This window comes from Endozoicomonas sp. NE40, from assembly GCF_040549045.1.
Lineage (GTDB): Bacteria > Pseudomonadota > Gammaproteobacteria > Pseudomonadales > Endozoicomonadaceae > Endozoicomonas_A > Endozoicomonas_A lisbonensis.
In genome coordinates, this window is record NZ_JBEWTB010000002.1 from 4,435,589 (window position 1) to 4,450,916 (window position 15,328).

Here is a 15,328-nt window from a genome sequence, read left to right on the forward strand (position 1 = left end):
GATCATATCAATAAAAAACAAGCAAAAAATAGGTGAAAAGGACAACTTTAGATGAAAATTATTATTTCTAGTTTTATAGTTTTAGTTTTTTGGGTTAGCCATTCAAACGCATATATTGATCCTGGTACTGGCAGTGCGCTAATGAGTGCAATTATAGGATTATTTGTAGCAGCTGGTGTTGTAGCTAAAACATTCTGGTATAAAATAACTTCAGTATTTAATTTCAAAAGAGCTGAAGCTGAAGCTGAAGTTGAAGATGATGAATATATCAAACCAGATGATCGCTAAGTAGCCTTCGAATAAGTTACCATATTCAGAAACTTGCTTTACTGTAAATAATAAAAAATATCAATTTATATCGTTTGTAGCTAAAAAAAAGTGACAATAAGTTACTCAAAAATACTGGTCAAATCTGTAGAAGTGTTTTGCTATTTAATGAGATTGAATAGATGGATCAAGATAATAAAGTTCAATGTTGTATTCTATCTGCAGGAAAACACCAGAATTTGGATTCTGCATGTTGCCTTCTAGACTTTTCAAACGGTAAAAGTATTTTAGATTGGCAAATATATTCTCTGAAAGCAGTATTTCCAAACCCAGAGGTACGAATAGCAGTTGGATATAAATATAATGAGATTGTTGAAGCTTATCCATGTTTGAATTTTACACACATTGTAAACTGGAAAAATGGAAGTCCATTAAGATCATTTTTAGAAATTCCTGTCAATACTAGTTCACCTGTTTTAGTAATGTACGGTGATACTGTATTCAGAAATGAATCTATTCGTAGCATTTCTAAAATTGATTCTGATGTAGTAATAGGCATTGATAGTAAATGGCTTTCCAGATATAGCAACAGAAATAGTGATGATATTCTCAGAGCTGAAAAAATATTTGTTGATGATTTAGGGGAAATAGAATATACCGGACTATTGTATTTATCATCAAAAACAGTGAAGTTCATCAAAAATAGTATTCATGTAAATAATTTGGACACATTTATTTCACTTGTTGATTTTCTAAAAAATAACAATTTCACTTGCACCTATTTTGATGTTAATGGTGATTGGGCTGAAATGAATCAGGAAGATGATCTTGTTCAATTTTTATTTGGTACTAAAGCTCAAACATTAAATAGAATTAGACCTAGATTGAAAAAGAGTACTATCTGTGATCAATATGTCTGCAGATGGGATAAATGGATAAACAACAAGATAGCAGAGGTTGACGCTATCCAATCCAGTTTTTTAAACCAAAAACTGATCGTTAGGTCTAGTTCATATCATGAAGACGGCTGGCATACAGCGAATGCTGGTGCTTTTGAAAGTGTCTTAGATATAGATAGCAGTGTTAATGGAGAAGTATTTAAAGCAATAGAACTTGTATTTAACTCTTATCCGAGAGTTTCAGAAAAAGATCAGGTGTTAGTACAGCCTTTTATTGATAATACAGTTCTATCGGGAGTTATATTCACATGCGACTTAGCGACTGGTTCTCCATATTATACCATAAACTATGATGATAAATCTGGAAGTACAGAATCTGTTACATCAGGATTGAAGAGTAACCTTAGAACAATAACGCTAAGTCGAAAAAATCCATGGATTATTAAAAACATAGATGATCGTCTAACTAAGCTGATTGATGCGGTTCAGGAAATAGAAGATGTAGTAGGATTTAACAAACTTGATATTGAGTTTGCATTAGATGAGGCTGGAGAATTATTCACTTTTCAGGTTAGGCCAATTGTAGTAGAGCATTGTAAGTCAGTAAGTGACGAAAAAATATATAAGCAAATATTATTTGCGCAAAATAGATTTTCTAGCTGGCAAAATGCTTCTCTTGATATTAAGGGTGAGTTTACAGTGTTTTCTAACATGGCAGATTGGAATCCCGCTGAAATTATTGGGCAACGACCAAGTGTGTTAGCCGTCAGTCTTTATCGTCATCTCATAACAGATGAAATATGGGCTAGACAGAGACATGAGTTCGGTTATCGGAATATACATCCGGCACCATTAGTACATACTTTTTGTATGCAGCCCTATGTAGATTGTCGTGCTAGTTTGAATTCTTTTATTCCTGACTCTGTTCCAGATGATACTGCTGAAAGATTAGTCATAGCCTATTTAAATATTTTAAAAAACAACCCTGAGTTACACGATAAAGTTGAGTTAGAAATAGCATTTACTATATGGACGCCAACATTTAGAGAAGAGGCTAATGGTCGATTGTTAAAGTATGGCGTTACAAGAGAAGATATAGATTTACTTGAGGATGGGCTTAAAGATCTTACTAAGATGGCCTTTACACGTCTAGGAAAAGATTTAGAACCACTTGATGAGTTAGATAAGCGTTTTAATTATTTGAAATCGTCAAAATTAGGGTTGATGGAAACGGCTTATCAATCGATTGAGTTGTGTAAAGAGTTTGGAACATTAGCTTTTTCACACGCTGCACGTGCTGGCTTTGTAGCTATTAGCTTTTTACATAGTTTAGTTAGGTGTGGAGTCATAACAAAAAGTAGAATGCTGGATTTCCAGTCAAGCATATCAACTGTTACAAGAGATTTCCAGGCTGACTGTTTAAGTAATTCAATGACTTTGGATGAGTTAGTGATAAAGTATGGGCACTTAAGGCCAGGTACATATGACGTCAACCAAAAAGCTTACTGGGAAATGCCTGAATTTTATTTTTATGATAGTAAACCAAGTGATGACTGTAGCAGTATAAACAAGAAGGAAATGTGTGAAACTTTTATATTTTCTAGAGATGAGATGAACAGGATACAAGAAGTTTTAGAGAATGTTTCTAATTCAATGAATTCAACTGAACTGATTGAATATTTTTCAAATGCGATACAAGCCAGAGAAAAAGCAAAATTTATTTTCACTCGTAATTTAAGCTTAGCATTGGATTGCTTATCAGAATACGGAAGAAAGGAACTAAATATAGATAGAACAAAAATAGGCTACCTTAGTTGGTCTGATATTAGTGATTTCTCTGTAGGACAAGCATCTCCAGAACTTTTAAAGTGTCAAATAAATAGTAGAGAATCTTATTTAACTTGTAAGCAATTAGTTAAGCTTCCTGCATTTATCAGCTCAGTGGATGATTTTTTAGGGTTCGAGCATGAAACCAGTTCTCCTAATTTCATAACACACAATAACACCGTGGCAGAGTTATCATTTATTGACTCATGTAAAAATGAAAATCTTGAGGGGAAAATAGCAGTCATCCCCGGAGCTGATCCGGGCTACGACTGGCTCTTTTCTCATGGAATATCTGGTCTTATAACTAAGTATGGTGGGGCAAATTCTCACATGGCTATTCGGTGTGCTGAACTCAATTTGCCAGCAGTTATTGGTGTTGGGGATAAACTATACAGTCAACTCAGCAGTAATCGTATCTATATGCTTGATTGCATGCGAGAGAAAATTGAGCATGTCTAAGATACGAATAGGTATTACTCAAAAGCTAATGAAACATCCAAAATACAATGAAATACTTAATTGTTTGGATATTCGTTGGTATGACTATATAAATTCATTAAATTTTATTCCTGTTCCGTTGCCTAATGTCAAGTCTGAATATATAGCAAAGCAGGTAGATAGCATTGCACTTGATGGTCTAATTCTAAGTGGAGGCAATAACCTTTCGGAAGTTTCACAAGAAAAATCAGAGCAAGCGGATATTAATAAACTACGGGATGCTTACGAGTTATCACTAATTAGCCAATGTCTTAAAGAAAATATACCCATCTTAGGTGTATGCAGGGGACTCCAGGTATTAAATCATTTTTATGGCGGTTCCTTAACAAGAATAAAAGGGCATGCCGGTAAAGGACGTCATAGTATATTTATGGCTTCTAGTAATAAATTTCTATGTTGTCCTGATAATGTAAACAGTTTTCATAATTACGGTATAAATGATAACCAGCTTGGTAATGGGTTGTCTCCATTGGCTTATGACAAAGATGGTCACGTCGAAGCGTTTTGTCATACCAGTGATCCTGTTTTAGCCATAATGTGGCACCCTGAACGCGAGCGTATATTTGTTGAAGAAGATATAGAGCTATTTAAAAGGTTTTTTGAAAAATGACATTATGTCTTATTTTGGCTGCAGGTACTGGTTCCAGACTTAAACCACTAACTGATAACACACCTAAGTGCTTAGTTGAATTTTTAGGGAAGCCAATATTACAGTACCAACTTGACGTGATAGAAGCAGTTGATATTGATTCTGTTGCAATCGTTACAGGTTATCGTTCAAGTCAAATTCAAATGCTTGGTTACAAAACTTTCCATAATAATTTATTTGACAGAACTAATATGGTAGAAAGTTTGTTCACTGCACGTGATTACATTAAAGATTCAATAGGGGATGTAGTAATATCTTACGGTGATATTGTATACGAGAAAGAAAATTTAAATGCAGTGTTAAGTTGTGACGCTGATATATGTGTAATGGTAGATTGTGGATGGTATGACCTGTGGTCAATTAGAAATGAAAATCCTTTAGACGATGCTGAAACTCTAAAGCTTGATCATGATGGAAATATTTTAGAGTTAGGAAAAAAGCCCAAGGATCTTAGTGAGATTGAAGGGCAGTATACAGGATTGATAAAACTTTCAAAAAATAAAGTTAAAGAGTTTATTAGTTTTTATGATTCAATAAATCGTGACCAGAAGTATGATCAATGTTCATTTAATAATATGTATATGACTACATTTTTGCAATTGCTAATAGATTCAGGTTGGCTTGTCAAGGCAGTGAAAGTTAAGAATGGCTGGCTAGAAATCGATACTGTAAATGATTTAAAACTTTATGAAGCGATGGACGAAAAAGGCGTTTTAAATAATTTGTGGTGTCCTTATGGGTAATGTCAAAAGAGTACTAAGAGCAATAATTGATTTGATACAGATTACAAACGTTCCAAAAGCTCAGAAAAACATCTGTTTTTATAGTGAGGGTGAAAGCTACTGGCCTCATTTGAAAGGGCTTGTAAGTGCGGTATTAGAGTATTGTCCATTTGATATCTGTTATATAAGCTCTTCAGTAAGCGATCCAGGCTTAAAGTTAAAGCATAAAAAGTTTAAAAGTTTCTATATTGGTGATCATTTTATAAGAGATTATTTTTTTCAAAATATTGAATGCGAAGTAATGATTATGACGATGCCTGATTTACATAAATATCAGGTTAAGAGATCGCGATATAGTGTTCATTACGTTTACGTTCAGCATTCACTCGTTAGTCTACATATGGTATATCGTAATGGTGCATTTGATCATTACGATACGATATGCTGTGCAGGAGAACATCACGTTAAAGAAATAAGATCATTAGAAAAAACGTATAACTTAACAGAAAAGAGAATTTTAAAGCACGGCTATTCAAGATTTGATGAGTTAAGAAGCAGATTTAAGTTAAATAGTCATGAGGGATTATCTCAAAGTAGTCAAAAATCCATCTTAGTAGCACCGTCTTGGGGTGCTGAGGCGATAGTTGAATCTGGAATTGGATACGAAATTATATCAAATCTAATAGGTTCCGGCTATCGGACAATTTTTCGGCCACATCCACAAACTATAAAGTTATCGCACGAAAGTATTAAGGTAATATTGGATGAATTTAGTAATCACCCTTATTTTACTTTTGATTCCGGTGTAGGAGATGATAGCTTATATTATTCTGATATCATGATAAGTGACTGGTCTGGGGTTGCACTTGAATATGCATTAGCATTAAATAAACCAGTCCTGTTTTGCGACATAAAAAGAAAGATAAATAATGAAAATTACATTGATATAGATATTGAACCACTTGAAGTTAAAATTAGAGAGAAGATCGGTATTATATGGGATCCTAGCGATTGTTTTTTTTCTGCACTAAAAAATTGTGAGGAATTTTCAATTCAAAATAGGGAAGGTTTAATTTCAAATATATTATTCAATCCTTCTAGCTCTAATTGTATTTTTGCAAAGCATTTAACTAAGATGGTAACTAATGAAAGCATTTGATTCATTAAGCATGAAAACTATAAATAAAATAGGTTTACTTAATGTTTGTTTTTTTACAGGCTTGTGGCTTATATTTATATTTCTTCCATTAGATCTAATTTATTCAAATCCTGATGAGTTTGTGTCTGTCAATGTTTGGGAGCTTTTAAGTTATGGTTTTGAATATGTTTTATTAGGTTTGTTGTGTTTTAATATAATTAGTATTTTTATTTTTGTTTTAGGAAGTGCTATTTCAAATAACATTTTTTTATGCTTATCATTTCTAGTTCCTATATGTATTTGGGTTAACTCAATGTTCTTAGTTGGCTCATATGGAGAGTTTGATGGCAGAAATAACATTCGTATTGATACATCTAGTTTAACATCAATCTTTCAGCTTGTTTTTATTTGTTTGGTCGGTGCTTTCTTTATTTTTTTTAGGAAGAATATCAAATTCTTAATGAAGGCTATGCTTGCTCTTTTGTTTGTGTTGTTAACAACAAATGCTATACAATTGTACGGTGTGTCAGGAAATAAAATTGAACCTAAAGACGATGATGTTTTTTTTACTTACTCTAAGGAAAACCCTAATGTATTGATGATATTGCTTGATGAATATCAGTCTGACTACTTTAAAAATATTTTGACAGATGAGCTTAAAGAAAGCCTTGAAGGGTTTATTTGGTATCAAGATGCGGCATCTAATTTTCCGACAACTATTGTGTCTCTAGCTGCTATGTTTTCAGGTCAGGTGTATGATAATAAACTTCCGATTAAAGAATTTTATAGTAATTTAAGTAGTAAAAGTATACCAAACATAATTCATGCTAATAATGGAATGGTCAGTGGTTTTGGAAAAAATTTCCAACAATATTTATTCCCTAGAGAATCCATTGTTGAATTCGAATTGATAGATAATAAATATAAGTCAAATTATATTGCCTTGGTGAACTATTCGTTATTTAAGTCAGCTCCTGATATACTTAAGCCGAATGTATATAATGATGAAAAGTGGTTTTTTAAAGCTGATGAAGACAATGACCCTTATGCGTCACTTAGTTCTGGACAAGGTCATTACTTTAAAGAATTAGACTACATGTCAAAAAGGAAGATAAATGTCATTAATGATTATCCAATGACATTTAAATTCTACCACTCCATGCTTACGCACTCACCGACGGTATTTGATAGTAACTGTTACCCTGTTGGTGTAATTGAATCATCATTAAAAAATAAGTCAGCTGAAGGATTATGTGCATTTAATAAAATTTTAGGTGTTATCGAACATCTTAAACGTTCTGGCATTTACGATAATACTATGGTTATTATTACGTCAGATCACGGGTCCGTTTATACACCGAATACTTTTAATGATCCTTACCCATATTCTAAATCTGCAAGCACACTTTTAATAAAGCCTTTTAGTAGTGATGAAGATTTTGTCATTGACAAATTTCCAGCGCAGCTTTCAGACTTACCCAAGACAATTGCAACCGCACTATCTATTGATAATTATTACCCTGGTGAAGATTTGCTGGAAAGCAAGAAAGCAGTAAGAGATTTTAGATATTTTAATCATTATATTTGGTCTAAGGAATTTTTCGATTGGTCAAAAAAATATGTTCCACCAATAAGGCAATATACGATTAAAGGTCGTTTAAGTGATGCAAATAATTGGATTTCTAAAAATAGTGATATTAAACAAATGCCCTGTGATTTAAAAGTTATGTTTAACCAATCGGAAAGCTCTTACTATTATCATGATATTGGATTAAGTAGTATTGAGAAATGGGGCAGGTGGAGTAATGGAAGTAAAGTTGAGCTCGTTGTTTTAAAAAACAGCAATTGCAATCCTTCTTACATAGAGCTGAATCTGTCTGCATTTGTTCCTAATCCAAATATACCTCAAAAAGCTAAGGTCTACATAAATGACATTCATATGGGTAAAATAAATTTCAAACATGGAGAGAAATTGCCTAGGACTTATCGTTTTGACTTACTGTCAAACTTAAATAATGAACTAGTTATTCAGTTTGAGATAGAAAATCCTGTTTCACCTGAGGGTGTAGGATTAAATGCTGATACCAGAATGTTAGGTTTGGGCTTTATAGATATGATGCTTGTATCAAAGAAATAAATAATTATGTTTAGATTTTTGCTCTTATTTTTTGTTTTTGTACCTTCGATACTGTCGGCCAATCCCAAACATATCCATTTTAGCGCTGCGAACATTAATCAGTTCGTAGATGAAAGTATCAGGGATGCTTACAAGTATACAGGCCTTGCTGCTTTTTATAATAAAATTAGTCTGTATGAAGTGGACGGTTCTGATGTAGTTGAAATTCCAGAAAACCAGTTGTACCAGCTTAATATAAACGCATCTTTGGCTATAGTTGGTCGTTATGATATATTGCTGGTTTCAGACTATATCAATCAAGTCCATTTTAATGAAGATTTAATCAATATAAAGACAGATGGTGATGATTTATTAAATGCAATGATTTTAAAGAAATCAGAATTAGATGGAAATCTATCTGAGCTAAGTGCTTTTCGATATTCTCATTTATGGATGCCTTTAAAATATATATGTTTGTTTACTTATAAATTTTTTTACTTTTTAAATACTATTCATGGTTTTGGTTGGGGTATTACTATTATTATATTTTCACTCTGCTTTAAATTACTTATGCTTCCTTTAACTTTTTACCAGACAGTGATTCAGCGAAAAGTTCAAGCCGTAACAAACTCTCTTGAACTTGAACTTATTCATATAAAGTCAACTTATATGGGCCAGGAAGCCCATGAAAGATATATGGCTGCTCATAAAAAATTAGGAGTTACCCCTTTCTTCTCACTTAAACCTATTTTATTCACAATTCTTCAAGTTCCATTTTTGATTGCAATATTCAATGTTCTTGGAGAGCTAGATCAGTTGAATAATGTTTCATTTTTATGGATCGAAGATCTTTCACGGCCTGACTCTATATATGAATTTTCTCGAGGAGTACCGCTTCTAGGTAATACTTTCAATCTTTTACCTATCATAATGACCATTGTTTGCCTTCTAGGTGCTTTTTTTTCAAATGACCCTACTCGTAATGAAGCTACTAATAAAAAAAGAAGATTAAAGGTAGCTGCTATGGCATTTTTGTTTTTTGTTTTATTTTACCCTTTTCCTTCTGCACTGGTTTTATATTGGACCTGTGTAAATGCATTATATTTAGTTCAACTTAAACTTCTTGACCTTGAAGCACTTGCGAAGAATGAAGTATAATTTTTGTGTTTATTTGTTAATAAAAAAATAAGAAATTCGGATAACCTCTGTCTATGTTTGAGTGCTTAAGAAATCAATGAAGTTATAGGTTAATAACTTAATGGCCTTTATCGATTTCCAAACTGCTGAACAACACTGTATCAAACTCACCTGACTGACGATTTCACAAATAATGACGGTAGTTATGAAGTTCACGTAAATAGTGTCTAACCCAAAACCCTTGATTCCCTCGGCAGAGTAGGTTTTAAAGGCTCTTTATAACCCTGAAGATTTTTTCTTATTATGGGTTATAAGTAGAGCTGCCAAGTGCTTGACGCATTTTCAGTTTTGAGATTTTTCAATTTATGGAAATCTTCGGAGCGTCAATCCTCTGAAAGCCTTGTCTACCAAGAGCTAGTTCCCGGACAGGCACTAAAAAATATAGAGGTTTTTTGATCACTGCTTCGGTTATGGTTGAGGTAACACAGCGGAATTACTCAAGAGAATACCCCTATTTCTGTGTTTTCCGAATTTGTATATAAGTCAGAGCGCCGATGCAATGGGTTACTTTAATCATTAAGTAATTTACTATTTGTGTAATAGTCTTGAGCCTGAAAAGAGCCTTGATTTTCTAATTATAAAGGCAGGATTTGAACCGATGATTCGAGCCAATCATCCTGTATTACTGATAGGCGAACGAGCCTTTGCCTGTCAGCCATTGCGGCTTGTCAAAGGATTGCTTAGTGCTTATGTGGCGTATCCATTAGCCGAACGTCGCGAAGAACGATGCATCAGACCGAAGCTTACGGAACTGCGGCGTTACTATCGATTACCCTATGAACAGCGTCAAGCTATTGCCCGTAACCGGTTGGTCAATATATTGCATCATGCAAAACAAAAGGTCCCTTATTACCGAGATCTTTTTACTAAGTGTTCCTTTGATCCTGAAAAAATCCATAACGACATCGGTTACCTCAATGAATTGCCCTACCTGACAAAAGAGATTATTCAGGAACAGGGTGTACGCATGCTTTCTTGTTCGCTGAATGAAATTCGACATTATCCTTGCAAGACTGGCGGTTCGACCGGGCTCTCTACGGTCATTTATTATGATCAGGAGGCTATAGATTACTCAGCGGCTGTTACTTTGTATGCTCGTGAACGTATAGGCAAGCGGAAGTATAAGAGTGAACTGCATTTTGCCTGTAGGTTTCCTGACGCAGTAGCCCCCGGATGGCCAACACGCGAAGACTGGAAATGCTTCGCTATGAATCGCAGCAATATTTTTTTTGATCGTATTGACGATGCAGGCCTGGAGGAAATCCTGAATAAGCTCAAGCGTCGGCGTCCTTATCTTATTCATGAGCATCCCTCCACAATTTACGCGCTTGCCTGTTATGTTGAGCGTAAATATGGAAGCTGCAAAACATTTGAAATCTTTGAGTCGAGCGGTGAGCTGCTTCAGCCATACATGCGTGAAAAAATTGCGAAGACTCTGTGTTGTCAGATAATAGATCGCTATGGTCTTGCTGAGCTGGGTGTTATGGCTTATGAGCTGGAAGGCGAAGAGCGTGGGCTTCAGGTTTTGGAATCCGAGGGCTGGCCAGAGCATCGCAGTATTGATGATGGCTATGAACTGATCTTTACAGGTTATCGAAATTTCCTGATGCCCCTTATTCGCTATGCAACCGGGGATCATGCCCGGGTTGTTGAAAAGCCTGATGGCGTTGCACTGACTGATATAGTTGGTCGTATTCATGATGTCGTACCAATTAACGGAGTGGCGCACCCAACCCATCATATTATGGACATGCTGGACCATCGGGTTGGAGGCATTCAGGAATTTCAGATTGATCTTCGTTCAGATTTGCCACGATTAAGGATTGTGACTGAACCCGCAGTTAATCAGGTTGACATTCTTAAAAAAGTTGAAAGCTACTGGCCTGATGCCTTTCAGGTCGAATTCGTAGGTTACGAAGATTTGGTTCGTGTAGGTTGGCGTTCAAAATTTCGCCATGTGGTGACAGCATGATAGGTGTATTTGCAACTCACCAAAATAGTGAAGCAGCGAAGCTGGTTGTGGCAGCTCTTCGTCGCTCTGTCTGTCATGATCTTGTGATGAATGCTGTGCCAGCCAGCTTAGCGGATAGTTCAGTTTCCGTCAGTATCAAACCGGATGAGGTTCTGGGTGAGCAGCTGTGGCTCTGGCTGAATAAGCAGCCACGTAAGCTGATAGTGTTTGGTAAACTGCCTTCGTTTTTCTGCTCTCGCTTAGGGCTCCAGACGGTAGAATGGCCCGGTTACCCTGAAGACTGGGCTTACAGCAAACCTGCACCAGCTGGTGGTTTTTCTGAAAGTGCAGGTAGCATCCGGTATCGACAGAAAGCCTCTGTTTTTGGGGCCGATAGATGGGAGCGTGCGCTGGAGCGGTTTGATTTCTCAGACGAGTGGAACAATTTGGGTTATGGTGCAATCCGCGCTGATGGCAGTATCTGGTCATTGGAGCAGCCTGTCCAGGTGCCTGATGAGTGTGTACTGGCAGATCTCATTATCGAGGATGAGATCCAGTTTACTTACTGCGGCCAATTTGAAGTGGGGCCTTCGACGGTACTGTGGTTCAATCGTCCTGTTGGTCCAGTTGATTCCTTTGAATGGCGTTTGGTTGAGAGATTTCTTACTGACTGGAAAAGTGAAAGCCAACCATGTTGCCCTGTAGTCAGTGAAGTTCCGTGGGGACATGATTCGGCAATTACAATGCGGCTTGATTGTGATGAAGATATCACCTCTGCCGGCCTCTTATGGTCAACCTATCGCGAGATGGGCGTACCATTCTCACTTGCTATTCATACTGACAACCTGAATGACATGACTCACCATGCCTTTCTTCAGGAATTTGTCTCTTCTGGTGGATCTCTGTTGTCACACACGGCGACCCATGCGCCCAATTGGGGGGGAAGCTATGAAGCGGCTCTTGTTGAAGGTCAAAAGTCGTATGATTCCATTCGGGACGTTACTGGGGTAGCTGTTCGTTATGGGGTGTCACCATTTCATCAGTCACCACCCTATGCACTCAAAGCGCTGTGTGATGTAGGTTATCGTGGTTGTATTGGTGGAATTATTCGAAACGATCCGGAGTTTCTACTTGCGCGTGGTGGGGAGTTAGCTGGTTTACCACGGGGTTTCATTGGTCACAGCCAGCAAACGATGCTCCATGGCGACTGCATGCTATCTGATGAAGATCCTTTACGTATCTTTAAAGCGGCTTATGATCGGGCCTTTGAAGTCCGAACTTTATTTGGCTATCTGGATCATCCATTTTCTACACGCTATCAGTATGGTTGGACGGACGAAGCTCAGCGTATTAAAGCTCACAGACATTTTGTAGAGCATATTCGTACTCGTTCAGCGAATCCATTGTTTCTGGATGAAGTTCAGGCTATGGAGTTCCTTCGTGCAAAATCAGCAATTCAGATAGTCAGCGATGGTACTGGTTACACCTGTTGCAACGTGAAGGCCCCTGACGGACTGGCCTTTGGCATTGAATTTAAAGGTAATTGCCAGCGCCTGACAAATGGGACAAAGCTGATATGAAAGTGTTGCTGGCTCTTGGAATAATTTTCGGCCTCTACCCTAACAAGCGTGACATTCTTATGGCTCAGTTTGGCAAGTTACGGGAGGGTCTATATGGCTGAGCATGATGATGTTGTTCCTGAAAACTGTATTTTGTTTGCCACAGCGGATTGGGATGAACCCTATTGGACCAACAAGCAGCACTGTGCCAAATCCCTTGCCGAGCTTGGTGTAAAGGTGCTCTATGTTGAAAGTGTTGGTATTCGAAAGCCAAAAGCTGGCAGTGGCAGAGACTGGAAGCGACTATTAAGACGCCTGCGAAAAGGGCTCGCGTCAATAGTCTTCGGCGCTAAAGAATGTTCGCCAGGTATCTTTGTGTTATCTCCTTTGCTAGTTCCGGTTGGCTATCGTTTTTGGTTGGCGCGAATACTGAACCGTTGGCTGCTTAAGATAACAATTGCTCGTACAATAAATCAGAGAAGGTTTGATAAACCGCTTATCTGGACATATCACCCTTTTATGCTTGACGTGATTGACGGATTAAGCTTCAACCGTTTGATATATCACTGTGTAGATGATCTAGCTGCAGTACCGGGTGTGGATGCAATTGCATTTCGTGAAGCCGAGACTCAATTGTTGCGGCGGGCTGATGTGGTATTTGCTACGGCAAAGCCCCTTGCTGAGTCTTGTCGTGTATTGAATTCTAACACGCACTTTTATCCTAATGTTGTAGATGCTGCCCATTTTGGTAAAGCGATACAACCAGGCTTGCTTCCTCCTGAACTTGAAAGAATTCCAGAACCACGTCTTGTATACCATGGTGTGCTGTCGGACTATAAAGTTAACTTTCAATTATTATTGGAGTGTGCTCAGAGAAGAAGTAACTGGAGCTGGGTTTTTATTGGTGAGGAGCGTGAAGGGCAGAAAAGCTCTATTGTGGCTGAGCTTGCCAGATTGCCGAATGTGCATTTTCTTGGTTATCGCCCGTACGATGTTCTTCCGGACTATCTTCGGGGCATGCAAATAGGACTTCTTCCATCTCATTTGAATGATTACACAGAGGGTATGTTTCCAATGAAGTATTTTGAGTACATTGCCGCAGGTTTGCCGGTTGTTTCAACTTCATTGGCTTTTACAGAGGTTTGCAGGCAAGGCATCAGGGTGGCTGAAAACAACTCTGACTTTATTGTTCAGATTGAACGGCAGTTAGCGACCGGACGCCTTAAAGTCGATGAGATCAGGGGTTTTATTGGTGAAAATACCTGGGCTGGCAGAACTGGTAAAATGTTAGCAGCAGTTATTGGGGGTGCTAAGTGAATGGCTGTAGAAAAGGGGGTTAATTTTTTTGGCTCTTGGGAAACATCTGATGGAATTGGTCGTGCTGCCGGATTAAATATCCGGAGTCTGGAAGCAGCTGGTGTAAAGCTTGATCGCTATGTGCTATCTAGGCCAGTAGCTCTTCAAAGTGGTCGTGACACGATAATTGATGACCGCTTGCTTTCTTCTCTTCACTATAAAGTCAACCTGTTTCAATTTAGTGCTCGCTGGGTTCCTCATTACTTCTCTCGTTTAAGTGAAGGCGCTCTTGATGGGTTTTATAATATTGGTTACTGGTTTTGTGAGGTTCCTAGAATTCCGGATTACTGGGCGAGACAGATGGAATTTTTTGATGAAATCTGGACGGCCTCAACATTTTGTGAAACTGCGTTTGCCCGATCAGCGAATATCCCAGTTGTACGAATTCCACTATTGATCGAATTAAGAAAACCGACTGCACGTATTTTATTAAATCAATCAGGCCAATACCAAACACCGTTTACATTTTTAACGATCTTTAATACCTACAGTGATGCTGAGAGGAAAAATATACTTTTTTCGATTCGGGCATTTATTTCAGCTTTTGATGACAATCCAGAAGTAAAACTTATTATCAAGGTAAGCAATCTGGAGCATGACGCAATACTCAGGGAAAAGCTTCATGCCATTCAGCAGCATCATGCAAACATAGAGGTTATTGAAGGTTATATAGAAAACAACGCTGTTCAGGCTCTTTATGATGAGGCCGACGTTTATGTCTCTCTGCACCGTGCTGAAGGCTTTGGTCTGACCATATCCGATGCAATGAGTCGTGGAGTGCCTGTTATCACCACAGGCTACTCCGGAAACATGGAGTTTTGCGAAGGCAGCGACTCTCGTCTTGTTACATACAAGCTTCGTTCTGTCGGTCATGAGCGTCTTCGTTATCAAAAAGATGATATTTGGGCAGAACCCGATATGGAAGATGCTGTTTCAGCTTTTCGCGAACTATATACCAGCTATCCAACCTGGTTACTTAAGGCGGACAGGGCGCGTAGTCGGATCTTGCAAGCATTTTCTATAGAACAGGTTGGAGGCCTGATGCGTGAGCGTCTGGCATTGATTAACAGCAACTTCACCTTCTCGAGTGACATGGGGCAAAGACAAGTCGACCGGACAGTTGGTGTACTTGAAACGTATGGATTTTAG

11 protein-coding genes are annotated in these 15,328 nt (G+C 37.6%); all 11 read left to right on the top strand.

Annotation, left to right across the window (positions count from 1 at the left end; all coding sequences use genetic code 11):
* The first annotated feature begins 51 nt into the window (after nt 1-51).
* The 11 genes from V5J35_RS21100 to V5J35_RS21150 all read left to right on the top strand — a co-directional run bounded on the left by V5J35_RS21100 (nt 52) and on the right by V5J35_RS21150 (nt 15,328).
* Complete coding sequence (locus V5J35_RS21100) at nt 52-288, top strand: hypothetical protein (RefSeq protein ID WP_354009032.1); 237 nt, start codon at nt 52-54, stop codon at nt 286-288.
* 161 nt (nt 289-449) lie between these two features.
* Nucleotides 450-3,452, top strand: a complete 3,003-nt coding sequence (locus V5J35_RS21105; RefSeq protein ID WP_354009033.1) for a PEP-utilizing enzyme — start codon at nt 450-452, stop codon at nt 3,450-3,452.
* On the top strand, nt 3,445-4,101 hold the full coding sequence (locus tag V5J35_RS21110) for a gamma-glutamyl-gamma-aminobutyrate hydrolase family protein (protein ID WP_354009034.1): 657 nt from the start codon (nt 3,445-3,447) through the stop codon (nt 4,099-4,101). The genes V5J35_RS21105 and V5J35_RS21110 overlap by 8 nt, the downstream gene beginning before the upstream one ends.
* Nucleotides 4,098-4,883 carry a phosphocholine cytidylyltransferase family protein gene (locus V5J35_RS21115; RefSeq protein WP_354009035.1) on the top strand — a complete coding sequence of 262 codons (786 nt, stop codon included), beginning with the start codon at nt 4,098-4,100 and terminating at the stop codon, nt 4,881-4,883. Before V5J35_RS21110 ends, V5J35_RS21115 begins: the two co-directional genes overlap by 4 nt.
* Nucleotides 4,876-6,021: a CDP-glycerol glycerophosphotransferase family protein gene (locus V5J35_RS21120; RefSeq protein WP_354009036.1), complete on the top strand. Its 1,146-nt coding sequence runs from the start codon at nt 4,876-4,878 to the stop codon at nt 6,019-6,021. Before V5J35_RS21115 ends, V5J35_RS21120 begins: the two co-directional genes overlap by 8 nt.
* Nucleotides 6,008-8,137: a DUF7024 domain-containing protein gene (locus tag V5J35_RS21125; RefSeq protein ID WP_354009037.1), complete on the top strand. Its 2,130-nt coding sequence runs from the start codon at nt 6,008-6,010 to the stop codon at nt 8,135-8,137. The genes V5J35_RS21120 and V5J35_RS21125 overlap by 14 nt, the downstream gene beginning before the upstream one ends.
* Before the next feature lie 6 nt (nt 8,138-8,143).
* Complete coding sequence (locus tag V5J35_RS21130) at nt 8,144-9,274, top strand: YidC/Oxa1 family membrane protein insertase (RefSeq protein WP_354009038.1); 1,131 nt, start codon at nt 8,144-8,146, stop codon at nt 9,272-9,274.
* Nucleotides 9,275-9,845: 571 nt separating this feature from the next.
* Nucleotides 9,846-11,285 (top strand): phenylacetate--CoA ligase family protein, encoded by a 1,440-nt coding sequence (locus V5J35_RS21135; RefSeq protein WP_354009039.1) that lies wholly within the window; start codon nt 9,846-9,848, stop codon nt 11,283-11,285.
* Entirely contained in the window at nt 11,282-12,844 is a 1,563-nt protein-coding gene (locus V5J35_RS21140) for a polysaccharide deacetylase family protein (RefSeq protein ID WP_354009040.1), read from the top strand. The genes V5J35_RS21135 and V5J35_RS21140 overlap by 4 nt, the downstream gene beginning before the upstream one ends.
* Before the next feature lie 93 nt (nt 12,845-12,937).
* A complete protein-coding gene (locus V5J35_RS21145) occupies nt 12,938-14,140 on the top strand; it encodes a glycosyltransferase (protein ID WP_354009041.1) in 1,203 nt (400 codons plus the stop codon).
* Nucleotides 14,141-15,328 (top strand): glycosyltransferase family 4 protein, encoded by a 1,188-nt coding sequence (locus V5J35_RS21150; protein WP_354009042.1) that lies wholly within the window; start codon nt 14,141-14,143, stop codon nt 15,326-15,328.

Coding starts and splice junctions, on each gene's coding strand:
- V5J35_RS21100 (WP_354009032.1), top strand. CDS start 52: ATGAAAATTATTATTTCTAGTTTTATAGTTTTAGTTTTTTGGGTTAGC.
- V5J35_RS21115 (WP_354009035.1), top strand. CDS start 4,098: ATGACATTATGTCTTATTTTGGCTGCAGGTACTGGTTCCAGACTTAAA.
- V5J35_RS21105 (WP_354009033.1), top strand. CDS start 450: ATGGATCAAGATAATAAAGTTCAATGTTGTATTCTATCTGCAGGAAAA.
- V5J35_RS21110 (WP_354009034.1), top strand. CDS start 3,445: ATGTCTAAGATACGAATAGGTATTACTCAAAAGCTAATGAAACATCCA.
- V5J35_RS21140 (WP_354009040.1), top strand. CDS start 11,282: ATGATAGGTGTATTTGCAACTCACCAAAATAGTGAAGCAGCGAAGCTG.
- V5J35_RS21125 (WP_354009037.1), top strand. CDS start 6,008: ATGAAAGCATTTGATTCATTAAGCATGAAAACTATAAATAAAATAGGT.
- V5J35_RS21120 (WP_354009036.1), top strand. CDS start 4,876: ATGGGTAATGTCAAAAGAGTACTAAGAGCAATAATTGATTTGATACAG.
- V5J35_RS21150 (WP_354009042.1), top strand. CDS start 14,141: ATGGCTGTAGAAAAGGGGGTTAATTTTTTTGGCTCTTGGGAAACATCT.
- V5J35_RS21130 (WP_354009038.1), top strand. CDS start 8,144: ATGTTTAGATTTTTGCTCTTATTTTTTGTTTTTGTACCTTCGATACTG.
- V5J35_RS21145 (WP_354009041.1), top strand. CDS start 12,938: ATGGCTGAGCATGATGATGTTGTTCCTGAAAACTGTATTTTGTTTGCC.